20 protein-coding genes are annotated in these 22,191 nt (G+C 69.1%); 12 read left to right on the top strand and 8 right to left on the bottom strand.

Annotation, left to right across the window (positions count from 1 at the left end):
* Positions 1–20 precede the first annotated feature (20 nt).
* From HSX43_RS12145 to HSX43_RS12135, 3 genes are read left to right on the top strand one after another with little or no spacing between them, the layout of a single operon-like run.
* A complete protein-coding gene (locus tag HSX43_RS12145) occupies positions 21–734 on the top strand; it encodes an HpcH/HpaI aldolase family protein (RefSeq protein WP_179380405.1) in 714 nt (237 codons plus the stop codon).
* The gene (locus HSX43_RS12140; RefSeq protein WP_179380404.1) at positions 731–1,681 is read left to right on the top strand and encodes a hypothetical protein; all 951 of its coding nucleotides are present in this window, start codon (positions 731–733) and stop codon (positions 1,679–1,681) included. Before HSX43_RS12145 ends, HSX43_RS12140 begins: the two co-directional genes overlap by 4 nt.
* Positions 1,678–2,142, top strand: coding sequence for a DUF188 domain-containing protein (locus HSX43_RS12135; RefSeq protein ID WP_179380403.1), 465 nt, complete (start codon positions 1,678–1,680; stop codon positions 2,140–2,142). The genes HSX43_RS12140 and HSX43_RS12135 overlap by 4 nt, the downstream gene beginning before the upstream one ends.
* Here the strand turns inward: HSX43_RS12135 and trpE are convergent.
* The 4 genes from trpE to ssb form a co-directional block, all read right to left on the bottom strand.
* Positions 2,139–3,641, bottom strand: coding sequence for an anthranilate synthase component I (gene trpE / locus HSX43_RS12130; protein WP_179380402.1), 1,503 nt, complete (start codon positions 3,639–3,641; stop codon positions 2,139–2,141). The two genes, HSX43_RS12135 and trpE, sit on opposite strands and share 4 nt — an antisense overlap.
* A complete protein-coding gene (locus HSX43_RS12125; protein ID WP_179380401.1) occupies positions 3,638–5,524 on the bottom strand; it encodes a peptidylprolyl isomerase in 1,887 nt (628 codons plus the stop codon). The genes trpE and HSX43_RS12125 overlap by 4 nt, the downstream gene beginning before the upstream one ends.
* A gap of 61 nt (positions 5,525–5,585) precedes the next feature.
* The gene (locus HSX43_RS12120; RefSeq protein ID WP_179380400.1) at positions 5,586–6,782 is read right to left on the bottom strand and encodes an aminotransferase; all 1,197 of its coding nucleotides are present in this window, start codon (positions 6,780–6,782) and stop codon (positions 5,586–5,588) included.
* Between the two features lie 139 nt (positions 6,783–6,921).
* A complete protein-coding gene (ssb, locus tag HSX43_RS12115; protein ID WP_179380399.1) occupies positions 6,922–7,428 on the bottom strand; it encodes a single-stranded DNA-binding protein in 507 nt (168 codons plus the stop codon).
* A gap of 178 nt (positions 7,429–7,606) precedes the next feature.
* Here ssb and HSX43_RS12110 point away from each other — a divergent pair, with 178 nt between their 5' ends.
* Entirely contained in the window at positions 7,607–8,206 is a 600-nt protein-coding gene (locus tag HSX43_RS12110) for a lytic transglycosylase domain-containing protein (protein ID WP_179380398.1), read from the top strand.
* Between the two features lie 9 nt (positions 8,207–8,215).
* On the opposite strand, the gene HSX43_RS12105 is transcribed toward HSX43_RS12110, so the two are convergent.
* The 3 genes from HSX43_RS12105 to HSX43_RS12095 form a co-directional block, all read right to left on the bottom strand.
* Positions 8,216–8,872: a response regulator transcription factor gene (locus HSX43_RS12105; protein WP_179380397.1), complete on the bottom strand. Its 657-nt coding sequence runs from the start codon at positions 8,870–8,872 to the stop codon at positions 8,216–8,218.
* A gap of 548 nt (positions 8,873–9,420) precedes the next feature.
* Positions 9,421–11,148, bottom strand: coding sequence for a type I secretion protein (locus HSX43_RS12100; RefSeq protein WP_179380396.1), 1,728 nt, complete (start codon positions 11,146–11,148; stop codon positions 9,421–9,423).
* Positions 11,149–11,253: 105 nt separating this feature from the next.
* Positions 11,254–12,705 carry a cache domain-containing protein gene (locus HSX43_RS12095; RefSeq protein ID WP_179380395.1) on the bottom strand — a complete coding sequence of 484 codons (1,452 nt, stop codon included), beginning with the start codon at positions 12,703–12,705 and terminating at the stop codon, positions 11,254–11,256.
* A gap of 164 nt (positions 12,706–12,869) precedes the next feature.
* Between HSX43_RS12095 and HSX43_RS12090 the strand changes: the two genes are divergently transcribed.
* Positions 12,870–14,357 (top strand): vWA domain-containing protein, encoded by a 1,488-nt coding sequence (locus HSX43_RS12090; RefSeq protein ID WP_179380394.1) that lies wholly within the window; start codon positions 12,870–12,872, stop codon positions 14,355–14,357.
* Positions 14,358–14,361: 4 nt separating this feature from the next.
* Here HSX43_RS12090 and HSX43_RS12085 read toward each other — a convergent pair whose 3' ends face one another.
* Complete coding sequence (locus HSX43_RS12085; protein WP_179380393.1) at positions 14,362–14,997, bottom strand: LysE family translocator; 636 nt, start codon at positions 14,995–14,997, stop codon at positions 14,362–14,364.
* 198 nt (positions 14,998–15,195) lie between these two features.
* On the opposite strand from HSX43_RS12085, the gene HSX43_RS12080 reads away from it, so the two are divergent.
* From HSX43_RS12080 to HSX43_RS12050, 7 genes are all read left to right on the top strand, one after another.
* A complete protein-coding gene (locus HSX43_RS12080) occupies positions 15,196–16,278 on the top strand; it encodes a TRAP transporter substrate-binding protein (protein ID WP_179380392.1) in 1,083 nt (360 codons plus the stop codon).
* A gap of 189 nt (positions 16,279–16,467) precedes the next feature.
* On the top strand, positions 16,468–17,496 hold the full coding sequence (locus tag HSX43_RS12075) for a TRAP transporter small permease subunit (RefSeq protein ID WP_179380391.1): 1,029 nt from the start codon (positions 16,468–16,470) through the stop codon (positions 17,494–17,496).
* On the top strand, positions 17,496–17,849 hold the full coding sequence (locus HSX43_RS12070) for a hypothetical protein (RefSeq protein WP_179380390.1): 354 nt from the start codon (positions 17,496–17,498) through the stop codon (positions 17,847–17,849). The genes HSX43_RS12075 and HSX43_RS12070 overlap by 1 nt, the downstream gene beginning before the upstream one ends.
* A gap of 74 nt (positions 17,850–17,923) precedes the next feature.
* On the top strand, positions 17,924–20,281 hold the full coding sequence (locus HSX43_RS12065; RefSeq protein ID WP_179380389.1) for a TRAP transporter large permease: 2,358 nt from the start codon (positions 17,924–17,926) through the stop codon (positions 20,279–20,281).
* Between the two features lie 62 nt (positions 20,282–20,343).
* Positions 20,344–21,042, top strand: coding sequence for a DUF533 domain-containing protein (locus tag HSX43_RS12060; RefSeq protein WP_179380388.1), 699 nt, complete (start codon positions 20,344–20,346; stop codon positions 21,040–21,042).
* 63 nt (positions 21,043–21,105) lie between these two features.
* Positions 21,106–21,606: a peptidylprolyl isomerase gene (locus HSX43_RS12055; protein ID WP_179380387.1), complete on the top strand. Its 501-nt coding sequence runs from the start codon at positions 21,106–21,108 to the stop codon at positions 21,604–21,606.
* Complete coding sequence (locus HSX43_RS12050) at positions 21,599–22,150, top strand: peptidylprolyl isomerase (protein WP_179380386.1); 552 nt, start codon at positions 21,599–21,601, stop codon at positions 22,148–22,150. The genes HSX43_RS12055 and HSX43_RS12050 overlap by 8 nt, the downstream gene beginning before the upstream one ends.
* Positions 22,151–22,191 lie beyond the last annotated feature (41 nt).

The following is a 22,191-nucleotide window of genomic DNA, read 5'->3' as shown; positions in this document are numbered from 1 at the left end:
ACCCGTGGCAGGCCGGAGCTATGAACAACTTGAAGAACGGTCTTGCCCGGGGCGAGGTGACCCGTGGCCTCTGGCAGAACCTGCCGGGGCCGGCTGTCGCCGAACTCGCCGCGGCGGCCGGCTTCGACTGGCTTTGCATCGACGGCGAACACGGGGCCTGGGACGTGGCCGACATCCGCGCGCGCCTCATCGCGGCCCCCGAGGCCGTCGTGCGGGTGCCCGCGAATGAGGATTGGCTCCTGAAGCAGGCGCTCGACCTCGGCGCGCGCACGGTCCTCGTGCCGATGGTGGACGATGCCGCCGCCGCCGCGCGCGCCGTGGCCGGCTGTCGCTACCCGCCCCAGGGCAGGCGTGGCATGGGGGCGTTCGTCGCGCGCGCGGCGATGTATTCGCTCGATCCGGGCTACGTCAATCGGGCCAACGCGGAGATCTCGGTCTGGGTGCAGGCCGAAAGCCGCGCCGCGCTCGCCGATCTGGAGGCGATCTGTGCCGTGCCGGGAGTCGACTGCGTCTTCCTCGGCCCCGCCGATCTTGCCGCTGACATGGGAACCGACGCCTCCGACCCCGCCGTCCACGCGGCGCTCGAAGATGCGATCGCGCGCATCGCGGCCACCGGCACGCCGCCAGGCATCTTCGCCGCCGACCCCGAACGCTGGATTGCGGCGGGCGCGCGCGTCGTCTGCATGGGCTCCGACGCGATGGTCCTGGCGCAGGGGCTGCGGGCGCTCGCGTGATCCTGCAGGCACGGGGCATCCGGGCGGAATGGGAGCCGGCCGTCGGTCATTTGCCCGTGTTGGAGATTGCCGGCGTCCAGGTGCTCTGGTCCGCCCCTTGGCGCGACGACCCATCGGTGCAGGCGGATGCCACGCTGCACCCGGTCGACCGCCTGCTCGGCGGAACATTCACCTGCGCGCCCTTCGGCCGCGACGATGTCGATTGCGGCCCGCCGCACGGCCTTGCGGCCAACGCCCCGTGGCACAGGCTGCGCGCGGCACCCGGGGCGCTTGTGGCGTGCCGTCGCCTGTCGCGCGGGGCGATCACGGCCCGGATTGTCCTGCGCGACGATCATCCCGTCCTCTACCAGACCCACCTCCTCGACCTCGATGCGCCGTCGACCTTCGCGCATCATCCGATCCTCGCCGCGCATGGTGGCGGCACGGTCCGCAGCGGGGCCGATCACCTGCTGACGTTTGCCGCCGAGGCTCCGTTCCTGCCGCAGGACACGCACCTTTCGCCACTGGTCGACGTCCCGACGACAGCGCACGAGGACTTCGCGACGCTCGTCGGTGGCCCGGCGCTCGGTTGGACGGCGGTGGAGCGGCATGCCGAGGGCGACACGATACTGACCCTGCGCAAGACGCGGCAATTGCCAGTGACGAACCTCTGGTTCTCGAACGGGGCCCGCGGCAGCATGTGGGCCCTGGCGCGCGGGCTGATCTGCGTGGAGGATGCGATCTGCGCCGGGGCGGAGGGCTTCGCCGCGGCGCTTGGCCGGAGCCGGGTCGGGGCGGCCGGTGTGCCGACCGTGCTGCGCCGGGGGCGGCACGTCATTCCCCACGCGCTCCTGCGGCTCGACGGGTGCCATACGGTCGAGGGCGTCACGCTTGCGCCGGGGTGCCTCGGGGTGCAGACGGCACGGGGGCTGCTGAAAGTGCCCTTCGACGAAAGCCACTTCGCATGACCGCCATCACGATGATCCTGATCGACGCCGATGCCTCCCCGGTGAAGAGGGAGATCATCGAGGTCGCCCTGCGCCGCAAGCTGCAGGCGATCTTCGTGGCGGCGACCTATCTGCGCCTGCCGGAGCATCCGCTCCTCAAGAGCTTCGCGGCCGGCGATGCCTTCGATGCCGCCGACGATGCCATAGCCGCCGTCGCCCGCGCCGGCACCGTGACTGTCACCGCCGACGTCCTCCTGGCGGAGCGGGTGGTGAAGGCGGGGGGTGTGGCGCTCGACCCGCGCGGGCGGGAGTTCACCGAGGCAAGCATCGGCGAGACGGTGGCGACGCGTGACCTGATGCACGAGCTCCGGCCCGGCCTCGAAGGCATGACGGGCGGGCAGGGCGGCGGCCCGGCTCCCTTAGGGCCGAAGGACCGCGCGGCCTTCATGAACGCGCTCGATCGGATCCTGTCGCGGCGCTAGCGGTTGCCGCCGCCCGTGAACCGGCCCGCCTCGCGCGCCGCCATCTGCAGCGCGCGGGACTTGTTGACCGTCTCCTGCCATTCCGCTTCCGGGTCGCTGTCGTAGACGACGCCGCCGCCGGCCTGCACGTAGAGCTTGCCGTCCTTCACGACGCCGGTGCGCAGGGCGATGCACATGTCCATGTCGCCGCCCGCGCTGAAATAGCCGACGCCACCGCCGTAGACACCGCGCTTCTCCGGCTCCAACTCGTCGATGATCTCCATCGCACGAACCTTGGGCGCACCAGAGACGGTGCCCGCCGGCAGGCCCGAGAGCAGCGCCGAGAGCGCGTCGTGCTCCTCCGAGAGCGCGCCGACGACGTTCGAGACGATGTGCATCACGTGGCTGTAGCGCTCGATGACGAACTTCTCGGTCGGCCGCACCGTCCCGATCCTAGAGACCTTGCCGGTATCGTTGCGCCCGAGATCGAGGAGCATCAGGTGCTCGGCCAGTTCCTTCTCGTCCGAGAGCAGATCGGCCTCGAGTGCGGCATCCTCCTCGGGCGTGGCCCCGCGCGGCCGGGTGCCGGCGATGGGGCGGATCGTGACCTCCTCACCGAAGACCCGGACGAGGATCTCGGGGCTCGCGCCGACGATCTGGAAGCCGTCCATGTCGAAGTGGAACATGAAGGGCGAGGGGTTCGTGCGCCGGAGCGCGCGGTAGAGCGCGAAGGGGGCAAGCGGGAAGTCGTAGGTCCAGCGCTGCGAGGGCACGACCTGAAAGATGTCGCCCGCGCGGATGTAGGCCTGCGCGGCTTCCACGGCTGCCTCGTAGTCGTCCTTGGTAAAGTTCGATACCGGTTCGGGCAGTTCGAAGGGCTCGGCCATGTCCTGCGTGCGGGGAACGGCGCGGTCGAGCGCGGTGAGGGCGTCCTGCAACCGCTCCGCCGCCTGCGCATAGGCGGCGCGCGCGGTCGTGGCCCCGGCCCTCCAGCTCGGCGCGACGAGCGTGACCTCGCCCTTCACACCGTCGAGCACGGCGACGACCGAGGGCCGCATCAGCACAGCATCGGGCAGGCCGAGCGGGTCGGGGTTCACGTCCGGCAGATGCTCCACAAGCCGGATCATGTCGTAGCCGAGGTAGCCGAAGAGCCCGGCGCTCGCGGCCGGAAGGTCAGGGGGCAGGTCGATGCGGCTCTCGTCGAGCAGGGCGCGGATCGCATCGAGCGGGGCACCCGCGTCCTCCCATGCGGCCGGATCGTAGCGCGCGGCACGGTTCACGCGGCTGCCGGTGCCGTGGCACTGCCAGATGAGATCGGGCTTCATGCCCACGATGGAGTAGCGCCCCCGCACCTCGCCCCCGGTGACGGACTCGAGCACGAAGGAATGCGGCTGTGCCTCGGCGAGCTTGAGCATCAGCGAGACCGGCGTGTCGAGATCGGCCGGCAGCCGCGCCCAGAGCACCTGGTTCTCGCCGCGCGTGAAGCCCGCCTCGAAGGTCGCGAAATCGGGGGCGATCATCCCCCGTGTCCGCCCATCGGCGCACCGCCGCCCAGTTGCGACTGGACCTGCTGCACGACCTCCTGATTGACGGTGAAGCCCGCCGCGTCGCGGATTGCGGCCCCGTAGCCCGAGAAGACGTCGGCGGCGATGCCCTGGCCGGCCTGCGTCTCGACCGCCGTGCGGATGTCCTCGGCCTCGCCGGCCTTCAGGTCGGGGACGTTGACGCCGTCGATCGTGGCGATGAAGGCGCGCCGGTCGTCTCCGCGCACCACGATGGTCTCGCCCTCAGTGGCCTCGAAGATACGCGCGACGAGTTCGGGCGGCGTGCCTTCGAGCGTCGCGTCGCGCGCGAGGCCCTCGATCGCCTCCGCCGGTGCGGAGAGCGCGGCCGTGTCGCTCTCGGCGACCGCCTCGGCGCGGGCGACGAGGGCGCGGGCGCGGGCGTCGCTGCGCCACGCGGCCTCGACCTCGGCCTGCACGTCTTCGAAGGGCGGCACCTGCGCCGCGATCACCTCGTCGAGGCGCAGCGCGAAGAGCCCGCCGTCCGACAGCTCCTCGAGTTCGGGGAAATCGCCGACGGCCGCCACTTCGGCGACGTTACGGAACGCGTCGTAGGCCGCGATGTCGGCCCCCTGCGACGCATCGGCGGCATCCCAGCGGAGGGTGCCCAGCTCCATCTCGCTGCCTTCGGCCAACTCCTCGAGCGTGGCTCCGCTGGCCAGAAGGTCGTCGAGTTCCTCGCGGGTCGCTTCGATGCGGCGGCGGGCGCTGTCGAGCCCGACCTCGGCGGCAAGATCGTCGCGAACCTCTTCGAAAGGCACTTCACTGGCCGCGAGCAGGGCATTCACGCGGTAAAGCGCGGGACCGAGCGCCGTGGGCACCGGCCCGGCGATGCCCGGCTCCTCCAGCGCGAAGACGGCCTCGGCCACCGCGTCGCTCAGGCCGTCGCGCGCGAGTTCGCCCTGATCGACGTCTTCGAGCGTCAATCCGCGCTCCTCGACCAGCGCGTCGAAGGTGGTCTCGCCGGCCTCGATGGCCGCGCGCGCCGCCTCCGCCGCCGCCTCGTCGCTGAAGGCGAGACGCTCGGCCAGCACGCGCTCGGGCTGGATGTAGTCGGCGGCGCGCTCGTCGTAGGCCTGCCGCAACTGGTCCTCATCGTTTTCGATGTCGTCGAGGATCATGTCGGGCGTGACCCAGGCATAGGTGATCGCGCGCAGCTCCGGCACCTCGAAGGCGTCCGGGTTTTCGTCGTAGAAGGTGCGCAGGTCATCCTCGGTCGGGGCCACTTCGCCGGCCTGGAGGTCGGCCTCGGTCACCGTGGCGAGGGTGACGTCGCGGGTCTCGGCCACGTAGCGCGTGAGCGTGTCGACGTAGGTGGCCGGGGCCGCGGTGCCGCCGACGATGGCGGCCTGGAGGATCTCGCGCGCGATCTCGTCGCGCACCTGCGCTTCGTAGGCCTGTTCGGTCAGGCCCGCGCGGTCGAGCGCGAAGGCATAGCCCTCCCGGTCGAATCCACCGGCGAGGCCGCCGAAGGCCGGGTTCTCGCGGATCCGGCGCGCCACCTGCGCGTCGCCCACCGACAGCCCGAGCCGCTCGGCCTCCTCGGCCAAAGCCGCTCCGGCCAGGAGCCGCTCCATCACGGCGCGGTCGAGGCCGAAAACCTGCATCTGCTGCATCGTCAGGCGGGTGCCGAATTGCTGCCCGACGCGAGACTGCTCCGCCTGCAGCGCGTCGGCGTATTGCTGCACGGTGATGTCGCGGTCGCCCACGCTCGCCACGCTCGAGAGCGAACTGCCGAAGCCGGTCGCACCGAAGCCGCCCATGGCCAGGATCAGAAGGCCCAGGATCGCCCAGACGACGACGTTCGATTTCTTCTTCTTGCGGCGCTCTTCCTCAGCCATTCGACGGCCCCCCGAAAATGTCGCGCTTTGATAGGGCGGGGGCCGGGCAGGGGCAAGCGGATCAGAGCCCGGTGCGTGTCACATCGTCGAGCCGGTCGAAGAGGGTGGCGATGCCGTCCGCATCGGCGTTGGCGAAGGCGATCCGCAGGCTGCCCTCGGCGCGACCCGTGCCGCCCTCGGTTCGCAGCGGCCCGAACATCGTGCCCGGAAGAACCAGAAGCGACGCGCGCTGCACGAGGGCCTTGGCGACGGCGTCGGAACGCGCCTCGAACGGATGGCCGACATAGGCGAAATAGGCCCCGCATCCCATGAGCGTCCATTCGGAGCGGGCGGTGAAACCGTCGGCGATGGTGGCGCGGCGGCGCAGGATCTCCTCGCGTTCCCCGGCCAGCCAGTCGCCGAGGTTCTCCATCCCCCAGAGCGCGGCCTTCTGCCCGAGGCCCGTGGGACAGATCGCCACGGTATCGAGCCATTTCTCGACTTCGGCCAGCCGGGCGGTGGAGGCCACGATGGCCCCGACGCGGTGCCCGGTCAGGCGATAGGCCTTGGAGAAGGAATAGAGCTGGATCAGCGTGTCGTCCCAGTCCGGATCGGTGAAGAGGTCGTGCGGCGCGCCGGGCTCGGCGTGGAAGTCGCGATAGGTCTCGTCGACGATCAGCGCGAGGCCCCGCGCGCGGCAGAGATCGCGGAAAGCGGCGAGGAGCGCCGGCGGATATTCGACGCCCCCGGGGTTGTTCGGGCTGATGAGGACAATGGCGCGCGTGCGCGCGTCGATCAGCGCGGCAGCCGCCTCGGGGTCGGGCAGCAGGCTCGCGTCGGTGTCGAGCGTGCGCGCCACGATACCCTGCATGTCGAGCCACATCTTGTGGTTGAAATAGTAGGGCAGTGGCAGGATCACGTTGTCCCCCTCGACGGCGAGGGTCGAGACGGCCGCGGCGAAGGCCTGGTTGCAGCCCGAGGTGATGGCGACCTGTGCCGGCGTGACTGCGCCACCGTAGAGCCGCTCGGTTTCGGAAGCGACTCGCTCCCGCAACTCGGGCAGGCCGAGAACCGCGCCGTACATATGCGCCGATGGATCCTGAAGGACGATCTCGGCCATGGCCCTGCGCAGGGCCTCTGGCGGCGGGTCCGCAGGGGCAGCCTGGCTAAGGTTCAGAAGCGGGCGGTCGGCGGGAAAGATGGCCCCCTCGATCCATCGGCGCGCTTCCATCACCGGGGGCGGAAAGGTCGCGACGAGATGCGGGTTCAGGACGGGCATGGCGCACTCCGGCGGGGGGCAGACCGGGCAGGGGTAGCGTCCCGCGCGCCGCGCCGCAATCTGCACCGACTTGGCCCGGATGTGCAAAACGGCCCGAAGCGGGCCGCCAGCGAGGTTTCCGACTGGGCCGCGTGCGGGCTCAGAACGGGATTTCGTCGTCCATGTCCGACGGGCCGCCATAGCCGCCCTGGCTGCCGCCGCCCTGCTGGTTGCCGCCACCGCCGTAGGAGGAGCCGCCGCGGTCTTCGTAGCCACCGCCGCCTCCGCCATAGTTGCCGCCCCCGCCACCTTCGCCGCGGGCATCGAGCATCGTCAGCTCCGAACGGTAGGGGCGCAGGACGACTTCCGTGGAGTAGCGATCCTGTCCCGACTGGTCCTGCCATTTCCGGGTTTCGAGCTGACCTTCCAGATACACCTTGGAGCCCTTGCGCAGATATTGCTCGGCCACGCGGACGAGCGGTTCCGAGAAGATGGCGACCGAATGCCACTCGGTTCGCTCCTTGCGCTCGCCGCTCGCCTTGTCGCGCCAGGTTTCGGAGGTCGCGATCCGCAGGTTGCACACCTTGCCCCCGTTCGAGAAGCTGCGAACCTCGGGGTCACGCCCGAGATTGCCGATGAGGATCACCTTGTTCACGCTGCCGGCCATGCCGCTCTCCCGTCCTGCGAATCTGGTTCGCCTTTTGAGCATCCCTTTGGTTAACAGTCCATGACTCGGCGGGCCGCCGAGGGTTTCTTTCGGGAGACCGCTGCGGTAGGGTCCGCGCACGGCGCGACGGTCGACCAACGGTCCGCACGCCGACGTTGGGACAGTTGAGGGGTCTGCCGTGATCCGTTTTGCCACGCCCGCGGCCGTCGTGACGGCCTTGATCGCGGGTGCCGCCGCCGAGGCGCAGACCTTCTCCAGCCGGTCGCGCAGCGATCTCTTCTCCAATCAGACCGCGCTCATGGACCGGCGGCTGTCGTCGCAATACGCGCATTCCTCCCGTCTGGCCCCGACCAGCCCGGAGACCACCCGCACCCTCGGGCGCGAGATAATCCCGCGCTACAACGGCAGCCAGCGGTCGGCCTGGATCGACACCGCTCGTGCCGCTGCCCGCCGCAACGGCGTGCCCGAAGACCTGTTCCTGCGGCTGGTGCGGCAGGAATCGGGGTGGAACCCGCGCGCGCGATCGAACAAGGGGGCGCTCGGCCTCGCGCAGCTCATGCCCGGAACGGCCCGCATTCTGGGCGTCGACCCGCTCGACCCGGCGCAGAACCTCGAGGGCGGGGCGCGCTATCTCGCCATGCAGTACCGAAAGTTCGGCAGCTGGCGTCTGGCGCTCGCCGCCTACAACGCCGGGCCCGGCGCGGTGGAGCGTCACAACGGCATCCCGCCCTACCGCGAGACCCGCAACTACGTGCGCGTGATCCTCGGTCGCGGCTGACCCGTACGGTCAGGGCGTCAGGCCCGTCCCCTGCAACACCCCGTGTTCGAGCGCATAGCGCGTGAGCCCGGCCGTCGTCGCGATGCCGAGCTTGCGCTTGAGGTTCTTGCGATGGGTCTCGACGGTGCGCACCGAGATATCGAGCTCGCCCGCCACCTGCTTGTTCGAGCGTCCCTGCGCCAGCAGCAGCAGGATCGTCTGCTCCCGCGAGGTGAGCGGCTCGGAGCCGTCCATCGTCGGCTCCAGCGCCGTCTCGGCCCCGGGGCAGAGGTAGCGCTCGCCCGCCATCACCGTCCGGATCGCGCGGTGGATCTCGTCGGTCGGCTGATCCTTCAGGCAATAGCCGTTCGCCCCGTGGCGGAGCGCCGTCGCCACGTATTCCGGCGCGTCGTGCATCGAGAGGATCAGGATCGCCACATCGGCGTTGCGCTCGCGCAGCACCTCCGTCGCGGCGAGGCCGTTCATCTCGGGCATGTTCAGATCGAGCAGGATGACATCGGGTTTCAGTGCCTCGATCCGGTCGATGGCCGCGCGTCCGTTCGAGACGGTGCCGACGACGGTGAGGTCGTCGTAGGTCTCGAGCAACGCCCGGATGCCGTCCGCGACCATCGGGTGGTCGTCGACGATCATCACGCGGACGGAGCGACGTGTCTCGGGCACATTCATGGAGGGGGCAATAGGAGAGGGGCGGCTTCTGGACAAGCCTTTGCGCAATTTGCGCGTGTCGGTGTGGCCGCATTTTCAGCCGGCTTGCGGCGCGGTCCCTCATGCGATGTCGCCTGGCCTCGGCGTGACAGGCGGGCCGTCGGTATCCGTCGTTGCGGTGTGCGGTGCAGGGCCGACGGACCACGGGGCCAAGCCATCGCCCGACGCCTTCGGGCAAGATCGACGAGCCGCGACCGCGGCCTCAATGCCGCCGTTCCGGATCGCGCCGAGATCCAGCCGAGATGGCGACCGGAAGCTTCGCGGCGAGGGTGCCGATCGACCCGACAATGGTACCGACGAAAATACGGATGCTTCCGTCGCAGGTTCACGGCGGCGCTTCGGCTCGGCCAAGTGGTCGGAAGCCGATTGCGCCGATCCGCGCCGGTCCCGTCAGCGGGCGACCCCATGCGGTCGCTGCCGCAGCGCCAATCGTTTCGAAGGCGGTTCGCGGGATTGCGGTCGAAACGAATCCGGCACGAGAGGCGCACCTGTGCCGCACGCGCGGCCGTTCACCCGCCGAGGCCGGCACCGGCGAGCGCGAGAAGCGGCAGCAGGCCGAGGAGCCAGGCGATCGCGTCCGGCATGTCGTCGTCGAAGTCGTCGCTGTCCGTGTCCTCCGCCTCGGGCTCGTCGCGGTCGGGGCTCGGCATGATCGGGTCGAGCATCGGCGGAATGTCTTCGGGCGGGACCGGCGGCGCGTCGGGTGTCGTGTCGAGGCCTTCCATCACCTCGCGGAACCCGGGCGTCGGCTTGAACCCTGCGATGCGGATCTCGAGGATCTCGCCCGGGTCGAGCGCGACCGCGACGTGGCCGTCGTCGTAGAAGGTGCCGGGATGAAGCGTCTCGACCTCGGCACGCGCGTCGGTCGCGCCCGGGGCGTCACCATCTCGGACGCCGAGAAGCTGGCCGCTCACTGTCCCGCCACCCCTCACCATCTGCCCGAGATCGAGGGAGAGCGTTTCGGTCCGCTCCGAGGTGGAGGCGAGGTAGAAGACGAGTTCGCCCTTGCCGTAGAAGCCGTGAAGGTCGGCCGTGCGGCCCTGAAACTCGGTGACGTCGTCGTCGCGCACCTCGAAGTCGAGCATCTGCTTGCCCGGCAGCGCGTCCGACATCATCGCGAAGAGGGCACCGCTCGGGCTCACTTCGCCCTCGAGGCCGTCGGGTTGCAGCGCGTTGCGCGTGTTCTGCAGGAGCGGCCAGACATGGGCCTGATCGACGCCGGCGGCCACCATGGTCTCGAAGGTGTCGAGCACCTCATGGGCTTGGCGCAGGCCATAGTCGCCGTCGCTGTCGAAGCGGGGTTCGGCGGCGGACTGGTTCCACTCGGTCACATGAATGTCGAGATGCGGCGCGTCGTCGATCCAGACCTTCTGGATTGTGTCGAGGCCGAATTCGCGCTGGCCGGGTTGAACCGGATCCTTCGAATAGAGATGCGTGACCACCCCGTCGACCGCGTCGAGCTCGCCGGCGTCGAATTCTCGTTGCAGCAGCTCGTCGTTGATGCGCCGCCAGTTGAGCGCGCCCTGCGGGAAGACGACCTCCTCGCCGAATTCGGTGCCGTATCGGGCGTTCAGGTCGGCGAGAACCGCTTCGGCGTCCTTACCCGCGTAGCCGGCGGCAAGGTCGGAGAACCCGAAATTCGTACCCGATTGCACCAGGATGTCGATCTCCGACGGCTCGCCGGTCTCCGCGCCGAGGCGGTCGAGCTCATCGTCGATGACCTCCGTCATGCGAGACGACAGGCGACCGTATTCCACCGCCGTCATCTCGCCCGAGCCCCAATATTCGTTGCCGATCTCGAAGGCGTCGATACGGGCATCGCCATGGACGCCGGTGGCCACGTCACGCACGAAGCCGCGCAGGGCCTCCGCATCGAAGTCGGGGAAACGATCGCCGTTCCCATCCGTGCGGGCGGACAGGAAATCGCGGGTCGGCAGGACGATCGTCACCGATTGATCGGCGGCCTCGGCGTAGGCGAGGAAATCGTTCAGGGGCACGAAGTCGACGACACTGCCGTCGTCTTCCTCGACGCGCGGGGCGTTCGGGTCGGTGATGTCGAAGAGCCGTTCGGTCAGCGAACCGCCGGGATAGCGCAGACCACTGACGCCGAGGCGGTCGACGGCGGCCTCTATATTGCCGTCGCGGCCGAGGACGTATCGGTCGGCCAGAAAGTTGCCGCCGAAGAGATCGGTGGCGATGACATCGTCCTCGAGGACGGGAAGGGGGACGGCACGCATCTCGGACCTCCGGGCAGGCGGGGGTCGGGATAGCGGCCAATGATTAAGGATCCGTCCGATCGAAGGGGTTTCAATCAGATTTATCCATCGGATTTCAATGGAACTTTATGGAAATGCCCGGCTTTCGGCCGGAAGTCCCCCGGCCGGTGCGCCCTCGCTCTCGGGGGCGAGCAGGTGACTGAGCGGCACGCTGGCCTCGACGATGGTCCCCCGGCCGTCCACGCCGCGCGCGAGGCGCAACGTCCCGTCGAGCTGCTCGATCCGCTCGGCCATGTTGCGCAGGCCCATGCCGGTCGTGCCCGCGCCTTCGGGCAGGCCACGTCCGTCGTCCTCGATCCGGAGCGTCGCCCCATGTCGGTGCCCGAAGACGCGCACCGAGACGCGGCCCGCGCCGGCGTGGCGCTCGACGTTCGTCAGCGCCTCCTGCGCGATGCGGTAGAGCGCCGTCTTGGCCTCGATGTCGAGGCGGTTGCGGAAGACGACGGTGCGAAACTCGACCGGAAGGCCCGTGCGCACCTCGAAGGCCTCGCAGAGCGACTTCAACGCGGGCCCGAGCCCCAGATCGTCGAGCACGCCGGGCCGCAGGTCGTGGCTGATCCGGCGCACCTCGCCGAGCGCGCCCTGAAGCCCGGCGATGGCCCCGTCCACGGCCTGCTCGGCGGCGGGCTCGCCCTTGGCGGTCAGGCGGCGGGCGAGCTCCAGCTTGTAGCGGATGCCGACGAGCAGCTGGCTGATCGAATCGTGCAGCTCCCGCGCGACGCGGCCGCGTTCCTCCTCCTGGGTGTCGAGGACGCGCTGGGTCAGTTGCTTGAGCTTCGCGTCCGCCAGCCGCCGCTCCCGCACGGTGATGAGGAAGCCGCTGGCGAAGACGAGCAGGAGCGCGCCGAGGGTGATCGCACCGATGGAGCGGAACTGCTCGGCCACGCGGGCCCGGACCTCGGCGCGGGCGGCCGCCCCCTGTGCCAGCACGTCGTCGAGCCAGACACCCGTGCCGATGGCCCACTGCCAGTCCTGCAGGCCGATCACGTAGGTCAGAAGCGTTGCCTCCTCGCCGGTGGAGGGTTTGCGCCATTCGTAGCTGTGATAGCCCGATCCCTGCCGCGCGAGTTCGATCAGACGGTCGGTGACGGGTATGCCGTCGGCGTCGGTCATGCCCGTCCAGTCGCGGCCGATGAGCCAGGTTTGCCGCGGCGCGACGAGGTTGTTGCCGTTGTAGTCGTAGACGAAGAAGAAGCCGTCGGGTCCGTAGACCATCGCCGAGAGGATCTGCGTGACGCGCAGCTTGGCCGCTTGGTCGTCGGGGGCCGCGTTGCCGTAGATCGTGATGAAGGACGTCCGCGCCAGTTGCAGATAGTTCTGCAATTCGCGGCGCTTGGCCTCGATCATCGCCTGCTCGAGCGCGGCGATCTCGCGCGTGGCGCTGCGCTCGGATTGCACGGTCACGAGCACGGCGATCGCGCTCACCGCGAGGATGAGCGGCAGCGTGGCCAAGAGGAACAGCGACTGGCCGTAGGAGGGACGGGGCAGGGACATCGACGCCCAGCGTATCCGCTGCATCGTCCCGCGCCTAGGCCATGCTCGACCCGTTCCGCATCGTCAGCGGCTGCACGGTACCAAGGCCGGATCCCGCCGGTTTTGAGCGATCCGGACGACAAGTGGTTGACGTAGCGTCAGATCCCCGGAGTCCTCTTTTGCAAAGGGAGGTCCGATCCATGCCATGCTTGCCCGTCCGATCCGTCGCCGTCGCGACCCTGCTGGCCCTGCCCGTCGCGGCCCAGGAGACGGCAGAGCCCCGGGTCGAGACACGGGACGCGGCCGAGGGCCTCGAACTCGTCCTCAACGAGATCAACACCGAGGGCTACCCCGATGTCGCCCTCTTCGCCACGGTCCTGCGCGACGGGGCTCCGGTAGCCGGGCTCGGACCGGACGACTTCCGCGTCAGCGAGGACGAGGTAGAGCAGGAGCCGCTCACGGTCGAGGCGCAGCTGCCGCCGCTTTCGGTGGTGGTGACCGTGGACGTCTCGGGCTCGATGTCGAAACGCATGGAGGCGACGCGGGCGGCGGCGGCCAGCTTCGTCACCGAACTCGCCCCCGAGGATGCGGTGCAGGTCGTCAGTTTCCAGCGGGAAATCTCGACGCTGACTCCGATGGCGACGACGAAGGACGCCGCGATCGGCGCGATCGAGGGGCTCGTGGCGCGGGGCGATACGGCGCTCTACGACGGTCTACTGACATCGGTCGACCTGGTGGCGGACCGGGCGGGGCGCAAGGCGATCGTGCTCTTGTCGGACGGTGTCGACGACGACGGGACCGGACAGCCGCTGAGCACGGCGACGGTCGGGCAGGCGCTCGCGCGGGCGTCGGAAGTCAACGTGCCCGTCTTCGTGATCGGGCTCGGCACCGAGATGGACGAGGCGACCTTGCGCAGCATCGCGGACGCGACCGGCGGCCAATACCTGCCGGCCCCGGATCCGGCGCAGTTGTCGGCGGTCTACGACAGCATCGGCGATCAGCTCTCGGGACAATATGCGATCCGCTACACCTCGTCGCTGCTGGCCGACGGTACCGCGCGGCGGGTGGACCTCGAGACGTTGGGCTTGCGCGCCTCCAAGAGCTACACCGCGCCGGGCGAGGCCCCCACCCCCGCTGCTCCGGTTTCGAACGCAAGTACCGGCTGTGCGGCCAAGGGCGCGATTGCGGCCGAGGTGCCCGAACTGGAGAAGACCGCGGAGCGATACGAGCAGGATCTCATCAGCTCCGCCAACCGCAGGGCCGCGCACGACGCGGCGCTCGAGCGGATCAAGGCCACGTTCGCGGCCGAGCCGCCGCAGACGCTCGACTGCATCGAGGCGGCGCTTGTCGCGGCCCGGGACCTGCGGGATCGAGAGCTTTTCAATTCCGTCCGCCACGGCGAGCTGCGGGCGATCCTCACCGAGGATTTGCGGAGTGCCTGCAGCACCGGCGGTCGGGACCTCCAGGTTCTGGAGGAGTGCATCACCCTCTTCGAACGCGCGCAGTCGACGCTGCTCATCAACTCGGTGATCCAGAACGACCTCCTGCAATCGACCGCGGCCCCCTTCGTCGAGGCGCTGCGCGCGCTCGACGATACCGATGCGGCGCTCCAGCGCATCTCGGAGCTTTCGGAGATGGGCGCGTTCAACTCGGTCATGCGCCGGCAACTGGAGAGCGAGGTGCTGGCCGCCGAGTAGCGGTTCAGGGTCGCAGGTCGCGCACCCCGTCGACGACGAGCTTGGCACCGAAGGTGCCGAACGCCAGACCGAAGAGTGCCTCGACGGCGCGGGTGAACCGGCGGTAGAGCGACCCGACCGCCCGCGTCGAGAAGAGAAGCGCGTAGCTGCCGTATATCAGGAACCCCGACGTCGCGCCGACCGGCCCGAAGAGGGCGACCTCGGCGGTCGAGAGCCCCGCACCGAATAGGACGACCGCGACCGACGCCCACATCAGCGCGGCTTTCGGATTGGTCAGGACCACGATGAGCCCGCGCCCCCAATTGCGCCGCGCCGAGGACGCGCCACCGTCCGTGCGGATCGCCGGGGTTCCGCCGCGCAGCGCCGCGCGCAGCCCCTTCTGCGACAGATAGAGCAGATAGGCCCCGCCGATGAGTTTGAGCGCAACGAGCGTGGCGGGGAAGGCGGTGAAGAGCGCGCCGAGCCCGAAGGCAACGGCGACGGCCCAGACGAGCATTCCGCTCGCCACGCCCGCCGTGACCCAGAGACCCGCCGCGCGCCCGCGGCCGAGCGCGGCCGACGCCACGGCGACGAGATTCGGACCCGGCGAGGCCTGGGCGGCGGCGACGCCGACGAGAACGATGAGATAGGCTTCGAGCATTCGACCTTCCTTTCCGCGAGGGGCATCGGGCCCATGCTTTCCGATCGGACCGCGGCGGTCCAGCCTTTCGGCGCATCTACGGGTTTTCCGGTATTTGACTCCCGAGACCCAATCCCTATCGTCGCGCCACGCCTCGTCAGGGGGGCCGTTGCCGCGCCGGGAGGGCGGGCGACACAGAACATGTAGGGGAGGGTTCCGATGGACCGTCGTTCATTTCTCAAGAATTCCACGATCGGGGCCGGCGCTGCCGGTGCCGCCGCGCTCGCCGCGCCGGCTTACGCCCAGGGCAACCGCACGCTGACGCTTGTGACGACCTGGGGCCGCGGCCTCGCCGGCGTCCACGACAGCGCACAGCGCGCCGCCGATACCATCACAGCGATGTCCGATGGCTCGCTCACAATCGACCTGAAGGCCGCGGGCGAACTTGTCGGGGCCTTCGAGGTCTTCGACGCCGTGACGTCCGGCCAGGCCGACATGTACCACGGGGCGGACTACTACTTCGTCGGTCAGCATCCGGGCTATGCCTACTTCACCGCCGTGCCTTTCGGCATGACCGCGCAGGAGCTGGTGAACTGGTACTACCACGCCGGCGGCATGGAGCTGCACGACGAGCTGGGCCAGATCTTCGGCCTGAAGTCCTTCCTCGCCGGCAACACCGGCGCGCAGGCGGGCGGCTGGTTCCGCAACGCCGTGAACGGTCCCGAGGATTTCCAGGGCCTCAAGTTCCGTATGCCGGGCCTCGGTGGCCAGGCGCTCGGCAAGATGGGTGCCTCGGTGCAGAACCTGCCCGGCGCGGAAGTCTACCAGGCGCTCGCCTCCGGCGCGATCGACGGCACCGAGTGGATCGGGCCCTGGGCCGACGAGAAGGCCGGCTTCCAGGAAATCACCAAGACCTACTACACCGCGGGCTTCCACGAGCCGGGTGCCGGTCTGTCGCTCGCCACGAACCGCGACGTCTTCGACAGCCTGAGCCCCGCGCATCAGAAAATCATCGAGATCGCCGCCGGTGAGTGCCACCAGTGGAACCTCGCCCAGTTCCTCGCCAACAACGGTACCGCGCTGCAGCGTCTGCAGTCGGGTGGCGTCCAGCTGGCCGAGTTCCCCGACAGCGTCTGGGACGCGATGGGCACCGCCGCCATGGCCGTGACCGAGGAGAACATGGGCGACGAGCTCTTCGCGAAGATCCACAACTCGGCGATGGAGTCGATGCGCGCCTCCTCCAACTGGATCACCCGTTCGGAAGGCGCCTACCGCGCCCAACGCGACCGCGTGATGGGCTGATTTGCCAAACCCTGCCCCCGGATGGGGGCAGGACGGAGGCTCCGGTGGAGTCTCCGGGCAAATCACACGGGCGGAGCCCCGGGCGTATGACGCCCGACGCCACCCACCCAGAACACAAGGACAAGACCCTTCCGGCCCGGTGCCGGGCGGGTCCACCGCGGCAGGGGTGCCGCGAACCCGGGGGACGACATGGAAGACGATGCCGACGCCACGCCGCTCTGGCCCTACGAGAACGGTCTTCAGGCCTTTCTCGAAAGACTGCAGGGCAACGCGCCGCTGCCCGAGGGCGCGGAGCCCGTCGAGCCGGGTGCCTTCGACACGGTTCTGGGCGCGCTCGGCTACCTGGTCGGCAACGTCCTCGAAGCCTTCTACAACCTCGTCTACGCGCTGACGCATCCGGGTCTCTGGCTCGACTGGACGAACAGCGAAGCCGTCATGCGCTTCATCTACTACGGCGCGAGCGAGGAGCTCTTCTTCGTCCTCTTCACCCTGCTTGCGGTCCTGACGATCGCCGTGGGCCTCTCGAACCGGTTCGGCTGGGGCCTCGTGCGCGGGTCGGAATTCGTGCTGAACTGGACGGGCCGCATCGCCGCCTGGGCGGGCTTCCTGATGGTGATCCAGCAGGTGCTCATCGTCTTCCTTCAGCGCATCTTCCGCGTCTCCGAGATCAGCATCGGCCCCTTCGGCACGACCTTCACGCGCGACCTGTCGTGGTACTCGGAGGAGCTGAAGCTCTACAACGCGATCATCGTCTGCCTCTGCGTCGCCTGGACGTTCATACAGGGCGGCCATGTGCGCGTGGACCTCGTCTATTCCGCGGTCCGGCACCGCACCAAGCGGATCATCGACATGTTCGGCGCACTGGTCTTCATGATGCCGGCGCTCATCCTGATCTGGCTATACTCCTGGTTCTTCCTCTGGCGCAGTCTCATCACGCCCGCAACCTCGGCGTCGGATCCGCTCGACCGGATGTTGCTCAAGGCGCGGGCGATGCGCTGGAACGTGGAGACCATCGGCTTCAGCCCCAACGGCTTCGACGCCTACTTCCTCTTCAAGATCCTGATCCTGCTCTTCGTGGCGACCGCCTTCGCGCAGGCCTGCGTGTTCTTCTGGCGCAGCTGGCTCGAGGCGCGGGAGGGCGAATTGAGCGCGGGCCGCTACCTCGATCGCGACCGGCTCGGCGATGCCGATGCCGAGCGCGTGGCGGAGATCCACTGATGCGCGCGCTTCTTCTTCTGCTCACCCTCGCGCTCCCCGGCCTCGCGGCAGCCGAGAGCGTGTCGCTCTACACCTCGGATCCGGCCGAATGCGGCACCTACGCGGAAGGGACGCTCTCGGACGATGGCTTCTTCCCCGGGGGCGAGGCCGGCTCGCTCGCGCTGGTCGATCCGCTGCCGATCTCGACGGCCCCGGACGCCACGCTCTACGAGGGCGCGGCGGTCAACGAGGGCAACCCGGTCCGCATCGGCCCGGTCATCGTGATCCGCGAATACGGAGCCGACGGCGTGGAGGTCGTGCGCGTCTTCACCGGGTCGGAGCCGATGCAGGAACGCCGGGTCTGCCCGGGCTAGAGAACTGACGGCCCCGCCCAAGGCGCGGGCCGGAACCAACGACAAGCGCGCGGACGGCGCGGAGGGACGACGCAATGCTTTTCGGACTGGACGGGGTCGAGATCGGCCTGATCATCGTCTTTCTCTGCCTCTTCGGCGGGATCATGTCGGGCTTCCCGGTGGCCTTCGCCATCGCGGGCGCGGGCACGATCAGCTTCGCGATCATCGCGGCGCTCGACAGCGCGGGCATCCTGATCCATCAGGCGATCGACACCTCCTCGGCCGAATATGCGGCGCTCATCGCGGAGGGCGTGGCCCGAGAAAGCATATCCACCTTCCGATACCCCGAACTTCCACGGGTCGAGGAGGCGCTTTTCCCGCAGGGCTGGGAGACGGCGCTCGACCGCAACATCGGTTTCATCGTCAACCGCATGAACGAGCGCGTCATTGCCGGGGCCTCGATCGAGACTCTGCTCGCCGTCCTCATGTTCGTGATGATGGGCATCACGCTGGAACGCTCCAAGATCGCCAACGACCTGCTCACGACCATGGCGCGGGTCTTCGGGCCCCTGCCGGGCGGCCTGGCCGTCTCCATCGTTATCGTGGGGGCCTTCCTCGCCGCATCGACCGGCATCGTCGGTGCGACCGTGGTGACCATGGGCCTCCTCGCGCTGCCGACGATGCTGCGCAACAACTATTCGCCCGAGCTCGCGACCGGCGTTATCGCCGCCTCCGGAACGCTCGGGCAGATCATCCCGCCTTCCATCGTGATCGTCCTCCTCGGGACGCTCGCGGGCGACATCTACTCAACGGCACAGGAAAGCCGCGCGGCCTCCGTCGGCTGCTCGGACGCGCTGACCTATCTGGGTGAGCCGGCCGTCGTCTCCGTCGGCACGCTCTTCCAGGCCGCGCTCTTGCCGGGGATCTTCCTCGCCTTCCTCTACGGCGCCTACGCCTTTGGCTTCGCACTCCTGAACCCCGGCAAGGCCCCGGCCGTCCAACTCGACGACGGCACCGTCTCGACGACCACGCGCAACGACGCGCTCATCTGGTTCCTCGCGGTGCCGGTCGCGCTCGTCGGCGGGGCGATCGTGCTGGGCCTCTTCGGGATCATCGGCGCGCAGGACGTGGCCATCAGCGGCTACAGCCAGGCGGGCGAGGGGGCGAGCCTGCGCACCAACGTCTCCGAGATGTGCCAGGCCGCGATGATCGAGCTGCACGGACAGGCCGCCTGGGACGCTGCCGTCGCGCAGCAGGCCGCCATCGACGCCGCCGGCGGCGTGCAGTCGGCGCGCCAGCTGACGGCGGAAGAGCTGATCGAGGCACGCAACAGCGCCATCGCCGGTGCCGCGCCCATCGGGACGGGCGTGACCGTGCTCTTCGTCGGCATGGCGCTCGTCCTCGCCGCCGCGCGGGGCGTCAACCCGCTGGCCGAGGAGAAGCCGCTCCTGATCGGGGCCGCGGGTGTCGTGCTGGCCTTCGTCCTCGATATCTTCCTGATCCGCCCGACCACCTCCGCGGGCACGACCTTCGTTATTATGGCCGTTCCGCTTGCCATCACGCTCGTCGGCGTCTGGCCGGCCTTCCGGCGGCTGGCGCAGAACGAGCTGATCCGCGTGGTCTTCCCGCCACTCGTGCTGATCGTGGCAGTTCTGGGCTCGATCCTCGGGGGCATCACCAACCCCACGCCGGCCGCCGCCCTTGGGGCCGCGGGGGCGATCATGCTGGCTGCCTACCGCAAGCTGCAGGAGGAGGGCCGCTCCGGCGCGCCGATCCTGCTCGCGTCGCTCGCCATCGTGGTGATGCTTCTTTTCGGGGTGAACTTCGACCTGCGGACGGGCGTCGGCACGACCTCGGCGGCTGACTGGATTGCCCTCGTCATCGCGCAGCTCGCCTACCACGGCGCCTTCCTCGGCCTTCTCTTCGCGTCCTGGGTGCTTCTGCGCTCGGGCGTCCTCGGCCCGGTCGTGCGCGAGACGGCCAAGGTGACCTCGATGGTCTTCACCATCCTGATCGGGTCACAGCTTCTGAACCTCGTGCTCATCTCCTTTGGGGGCGAGCACTACATCCAGCAGTTCCTCCAGAGCTTCGACAGTGAGCTCAAGGTCTTCCTGATCGTGATGCTGGTGCTCTTCATCCTGGGCTTCGTGCTCGACTTCCTGGAGATCATCTACATCGTGATCCCAATCGTCGGCCCCGTCATCTACGGCGGCACCTTCGATCCGAAGTGGGTGACGATCATGATCGCGGTGAACCTGCAGACCTCGTTCCTGACGCCGCCCTTCGGTTTCGCGCTCTTCTACCTGCGGGGCGTCGCGCCCAAGCAGGTGACGACGGGCCACATCTATCGCGGGGTCATTCCCTTCGTCCTGATCCAGGTGCTGGGCCTCGCCATCCTCTGGCTCTTCCCGTCGATCGTCACGATCGTGCCGAACCTGCTTCCGGCCGGGTAGGGGGTAGTATCGGCCCGGCGCGATACTACCTCTTCGGGTGTTACAACACCGGGAGAGAGCAGATGTCACTCAAGCGCATGGCCATGAAGATGGCCTTGGCCTTCGCGGCGGCGAAGGGCTACCAGGCGTTTCGCAACAATGGCGGCATGTCCGGCCTGAAGCAGACGCTGGCCCGGTCGAGCGCGGGCGGTGGCGGCGGCGGGCTCGGGGGGCTGCTCTCGGGCCTTGCATCGGGTAGCGGTACCGGCGGCAGATCCGGAGGGGGTCTCGGTGGTCTCCTCGGTGGCCTTTCCGGCGGGCGCGGAGCAGGCGCGGGCGGGCTGCTCGGCGGGCTTGCGGCCATGGCCGGCGGAACCGCGATGGCCGGTCAGAGCGAGGACGTCATGATGGCCCGGGCCGAGGAAGGCCCAACCGACGAAGAAACGGCGGCGGCCATGATCCGCGCCATCGGCCAGGCCGTCCGCGCCGACGGCCGGATCGACGACAAGGAGCGCGCGGCGCTGCACGACATCATGGGCGACGCGGAGACCGAAGAGGATCGGCAGGTCATCGATGCCGCTTTGAACGAGCCGATCGACCCCGAGGGCCTCGCCCGCGACGTACCGGTCGGCTCCGAGGGCCAGGTCTATGCCGCGGCGCTGACGGCGATCGACCCGGATCACCCGTCGGAACAGGCGTTCCTCGCCGATTTCGCCCGCGCGCTGCGCCTCTCGGATGACACCCGCACGCAGCTTCATGCCACCGCGGGCAAGCCCCTCTGACGGGCTTTCCCTCCGCCGCCCGATGCCCTAGCTCTGTCGGCGAAGACAGTCAGAGGAAGACCCATGGCCGAGATCAAGGATCCCGAGAACACGATCATCATCGAGCTGAAGGACGGCCCCGTCCATATCGAGCTTCTGCCCGACGTGGCCCCCGGCCACTGCGAGCGCATGAAGGAGCTGGCGCGGGAAGGGGCCTACGATGACGTGGTGTTCCACCGCGTCATCGACGGCTTCATGGCGCAGACCGGTGACGTCGAGCACGGCAAGGAGGGTGGCAACACCGCGCGCGCCGGCACCGGCGGTTCGGACAAGCCGGATCTGAAGGCGGAATTCTCGGGCGTGCCGCACGACCGCGGAACGCTCGGCGCGGCGCGCTCGGCCAACCCGGATTCGGCCAACAGCCAGTTCTTCATCAACTTCACCGACAACCATTTCCTGAACCGGCAGTATACGGTCTATGGCCGCGTCACGGCGGGTATGGAGCACGTCGACAAGATCACGCGCGGCGAGCCGCCCGCGAACCCCGACAAGATGATCTCCGTCAAGGTGGCCGCCGATGCGTAGGGCACTCGGCGGTCTCGCCCTCGCGCTTCTGGCCGGCCCCGTCGCCGCCGCCGGCCTCGAAATCGACGTCGCGGGCGAGGCGAACGGGACCGTGACCATCGACCTCTTCGAGGACGTGGCCCCGGCCCATGTCGCGCAGATCACCGCGCTGGCCGAGGCCGGAGCCTACGACGGCGTCGTCTTCCATCGCGTCATCGACGGGTTCATGGCGCAGACTGGCGACGTGCAGCATGGCCGTCTCGGCGGCGACATGTCGCTTGCCGGCACCGGCGGCAGCGACCGTCCCGACCTTCCGGCCGAGTTCTCGGAGCGCAGCTTCGAGACAGGCGTCGTCGGGATGGCCCGTTCGTCCGATCCGAATTCGGCGAACAGCCAGTTCTTCATCATGTTCGCGCCCGCGCCGCATCTGAACGGTCAATACACCGTCGTCGGCGAGGTGACCGACGGCATGGGCGTGATCGAGGAGATCAAGCGCGGGACCGGCCGCAACGGGGCCGTGGTCGGCGCACCGGACGTCATGTCCGCCGTTCGGGTGACCGAGTGACCGGCCCCGCATGACGTGCAAGAGGCCGCCCCTCGGGGCGG

This window comes from Jannaschia marina, assembly GCF_013404595.1.
Lineage (GTDB): Bacteria > Pseudomonadota > Alphaproteobacteria > Rhodobacterales > Rhodobacteraceae > Jannaschia > Jannaschia marina.
This window is presented reverse-complemented; position numbering and strand designations above follow the sequence as displayed.

What these genes read in the sequence shown, in the direction of transcription:
- HSX43_RS12075 (WP_179380391.1), top strand. Translation starts at nt 16,468, where the DNA reads ATGGAAGACGATGCCGACGCCACGCCGCTCTGGCCCTACGAGAACGGT.
- HSX43_RS12100 (WP_179380396.1), bottom strand. Translation starts at nt 11,148, where the DNA reads ATGCGTGCCGTCCCCCTTCCCGTCCTCGAGGACGATGTCATCGCCACC.
- HSX43_RS12065 (WP_179380389.1), top strand. Translation starts at nt 17,924, where the DNA reads ATGCTTTTCGGACTGGACGGGGTCGAGATCGGCCTGATCATCGTCTTT.
- HSX43_RS12105 (WP_179380397.1), bottom strand. Translation starts at nt 8,872, where the DNA reads ATGAATGTGCCCGAGACACGTCGCTCCGTCCGCGTGATGATCGTCGAC.
- HSX43_RS12095 (WP_179380395.1), bottom strand. Translation starts at nt 12,705, where the DNA reads ATGCAGCGGATACGCTGGGCGTCGATGTCCCTGCCCCGTCCCTCCTAC.
- HSX43_RS12135 (WP_179380403.1), top strand. Translation starts at nt 1,678, where the DNA reads ATGACCGCCATCACGATGATCCTGATCGACGCCGATGCCTCCCCGGTG.
- HSX43_RS12145 (WP_179380405.1), top strand. Translation starts at nt 21, where the DNA reads ATGAACAACTTGAAGAACGGTCTTGCCCGGGGCGAGGTGACCCGTGGC.
- HSX43_RS12070 (WP_179380390.1), top strand. Translation starts at nt 17,496, where the DNA reads ATGCGCGCGCTTCTTCTTCTGCTCACCCTCGCGCTCCCCGGCCTCGCG.
- ssb (WP_179380399.1), bottom strand. Translation starts at nt 7,428, where the DNA reads ATGGCCGGCAGCGTGAACAAGGTGATCCTCATCGGCAATCTCGGGCGT.
- HSX43_RS12125 (WP_179380401.1), bottom strand. Translation starts at nt 5,524, where the DNA reads ATGGCTGAGGAAGAGCGCCGCAAGAAGAAGAAATCGAACGTCGTCGTC.
- HSX43_RS12055 (WP_179380387.1), top strand. Translation starts at nt 21,106, where the DNA reads ATGGCCGAGATCAAGGATCCCGAGAACACGATCATCATCGAGCTGAAG.
- HSX43_RS12120 (WP_179380400.1), bottom strand. Translation starts at nt 6,782, where the DNA reads ATGCCCGTCCTGAACCCGCATCTCGTCGCGACCTTTCCGCCCCCGGTG.
- HSX43_RS12050 (WP_179380386.1), top strand. Translation starts at nt 21,599, where the DNA reads ATGCGTAGGGCACTCGGCGGTCTCGCCCTCGCGCTTCTGGCCGGCCCC.
- HSX43_RS12060 (WP_179380388.1), top strand. Translation starts at nt 20,344, where the DNA reads ATGTCACTCAAGCGCATGGCCATGAAGATGGCCTTGGCCTTCGCGGCG.
- trpE (WP_179380402.1), bottom strand. Translation starts at nt 3,641, where the DNA reads ATGATCGCCCCCGATTTCGCGACCTTCGAGGCGGGCTTCACGCGCGGC.
- HSX43_RS12085 (WP_179380393.1), bottom strand. Translation starts at nt 14,997, where the DNA reads ATGCTCGAAGCCTATCTCATCGTTCTCGTCGGCGTCGCCGCCGCCCAG.
- HSX43_RS12080 (WP_179380392.1), top strand. Translation starts at nt 15,196, where the DNA reads ATGGACCGTCGTTCATTTCTCAAGAATTCCACGATCGGGGCCGGCGCT.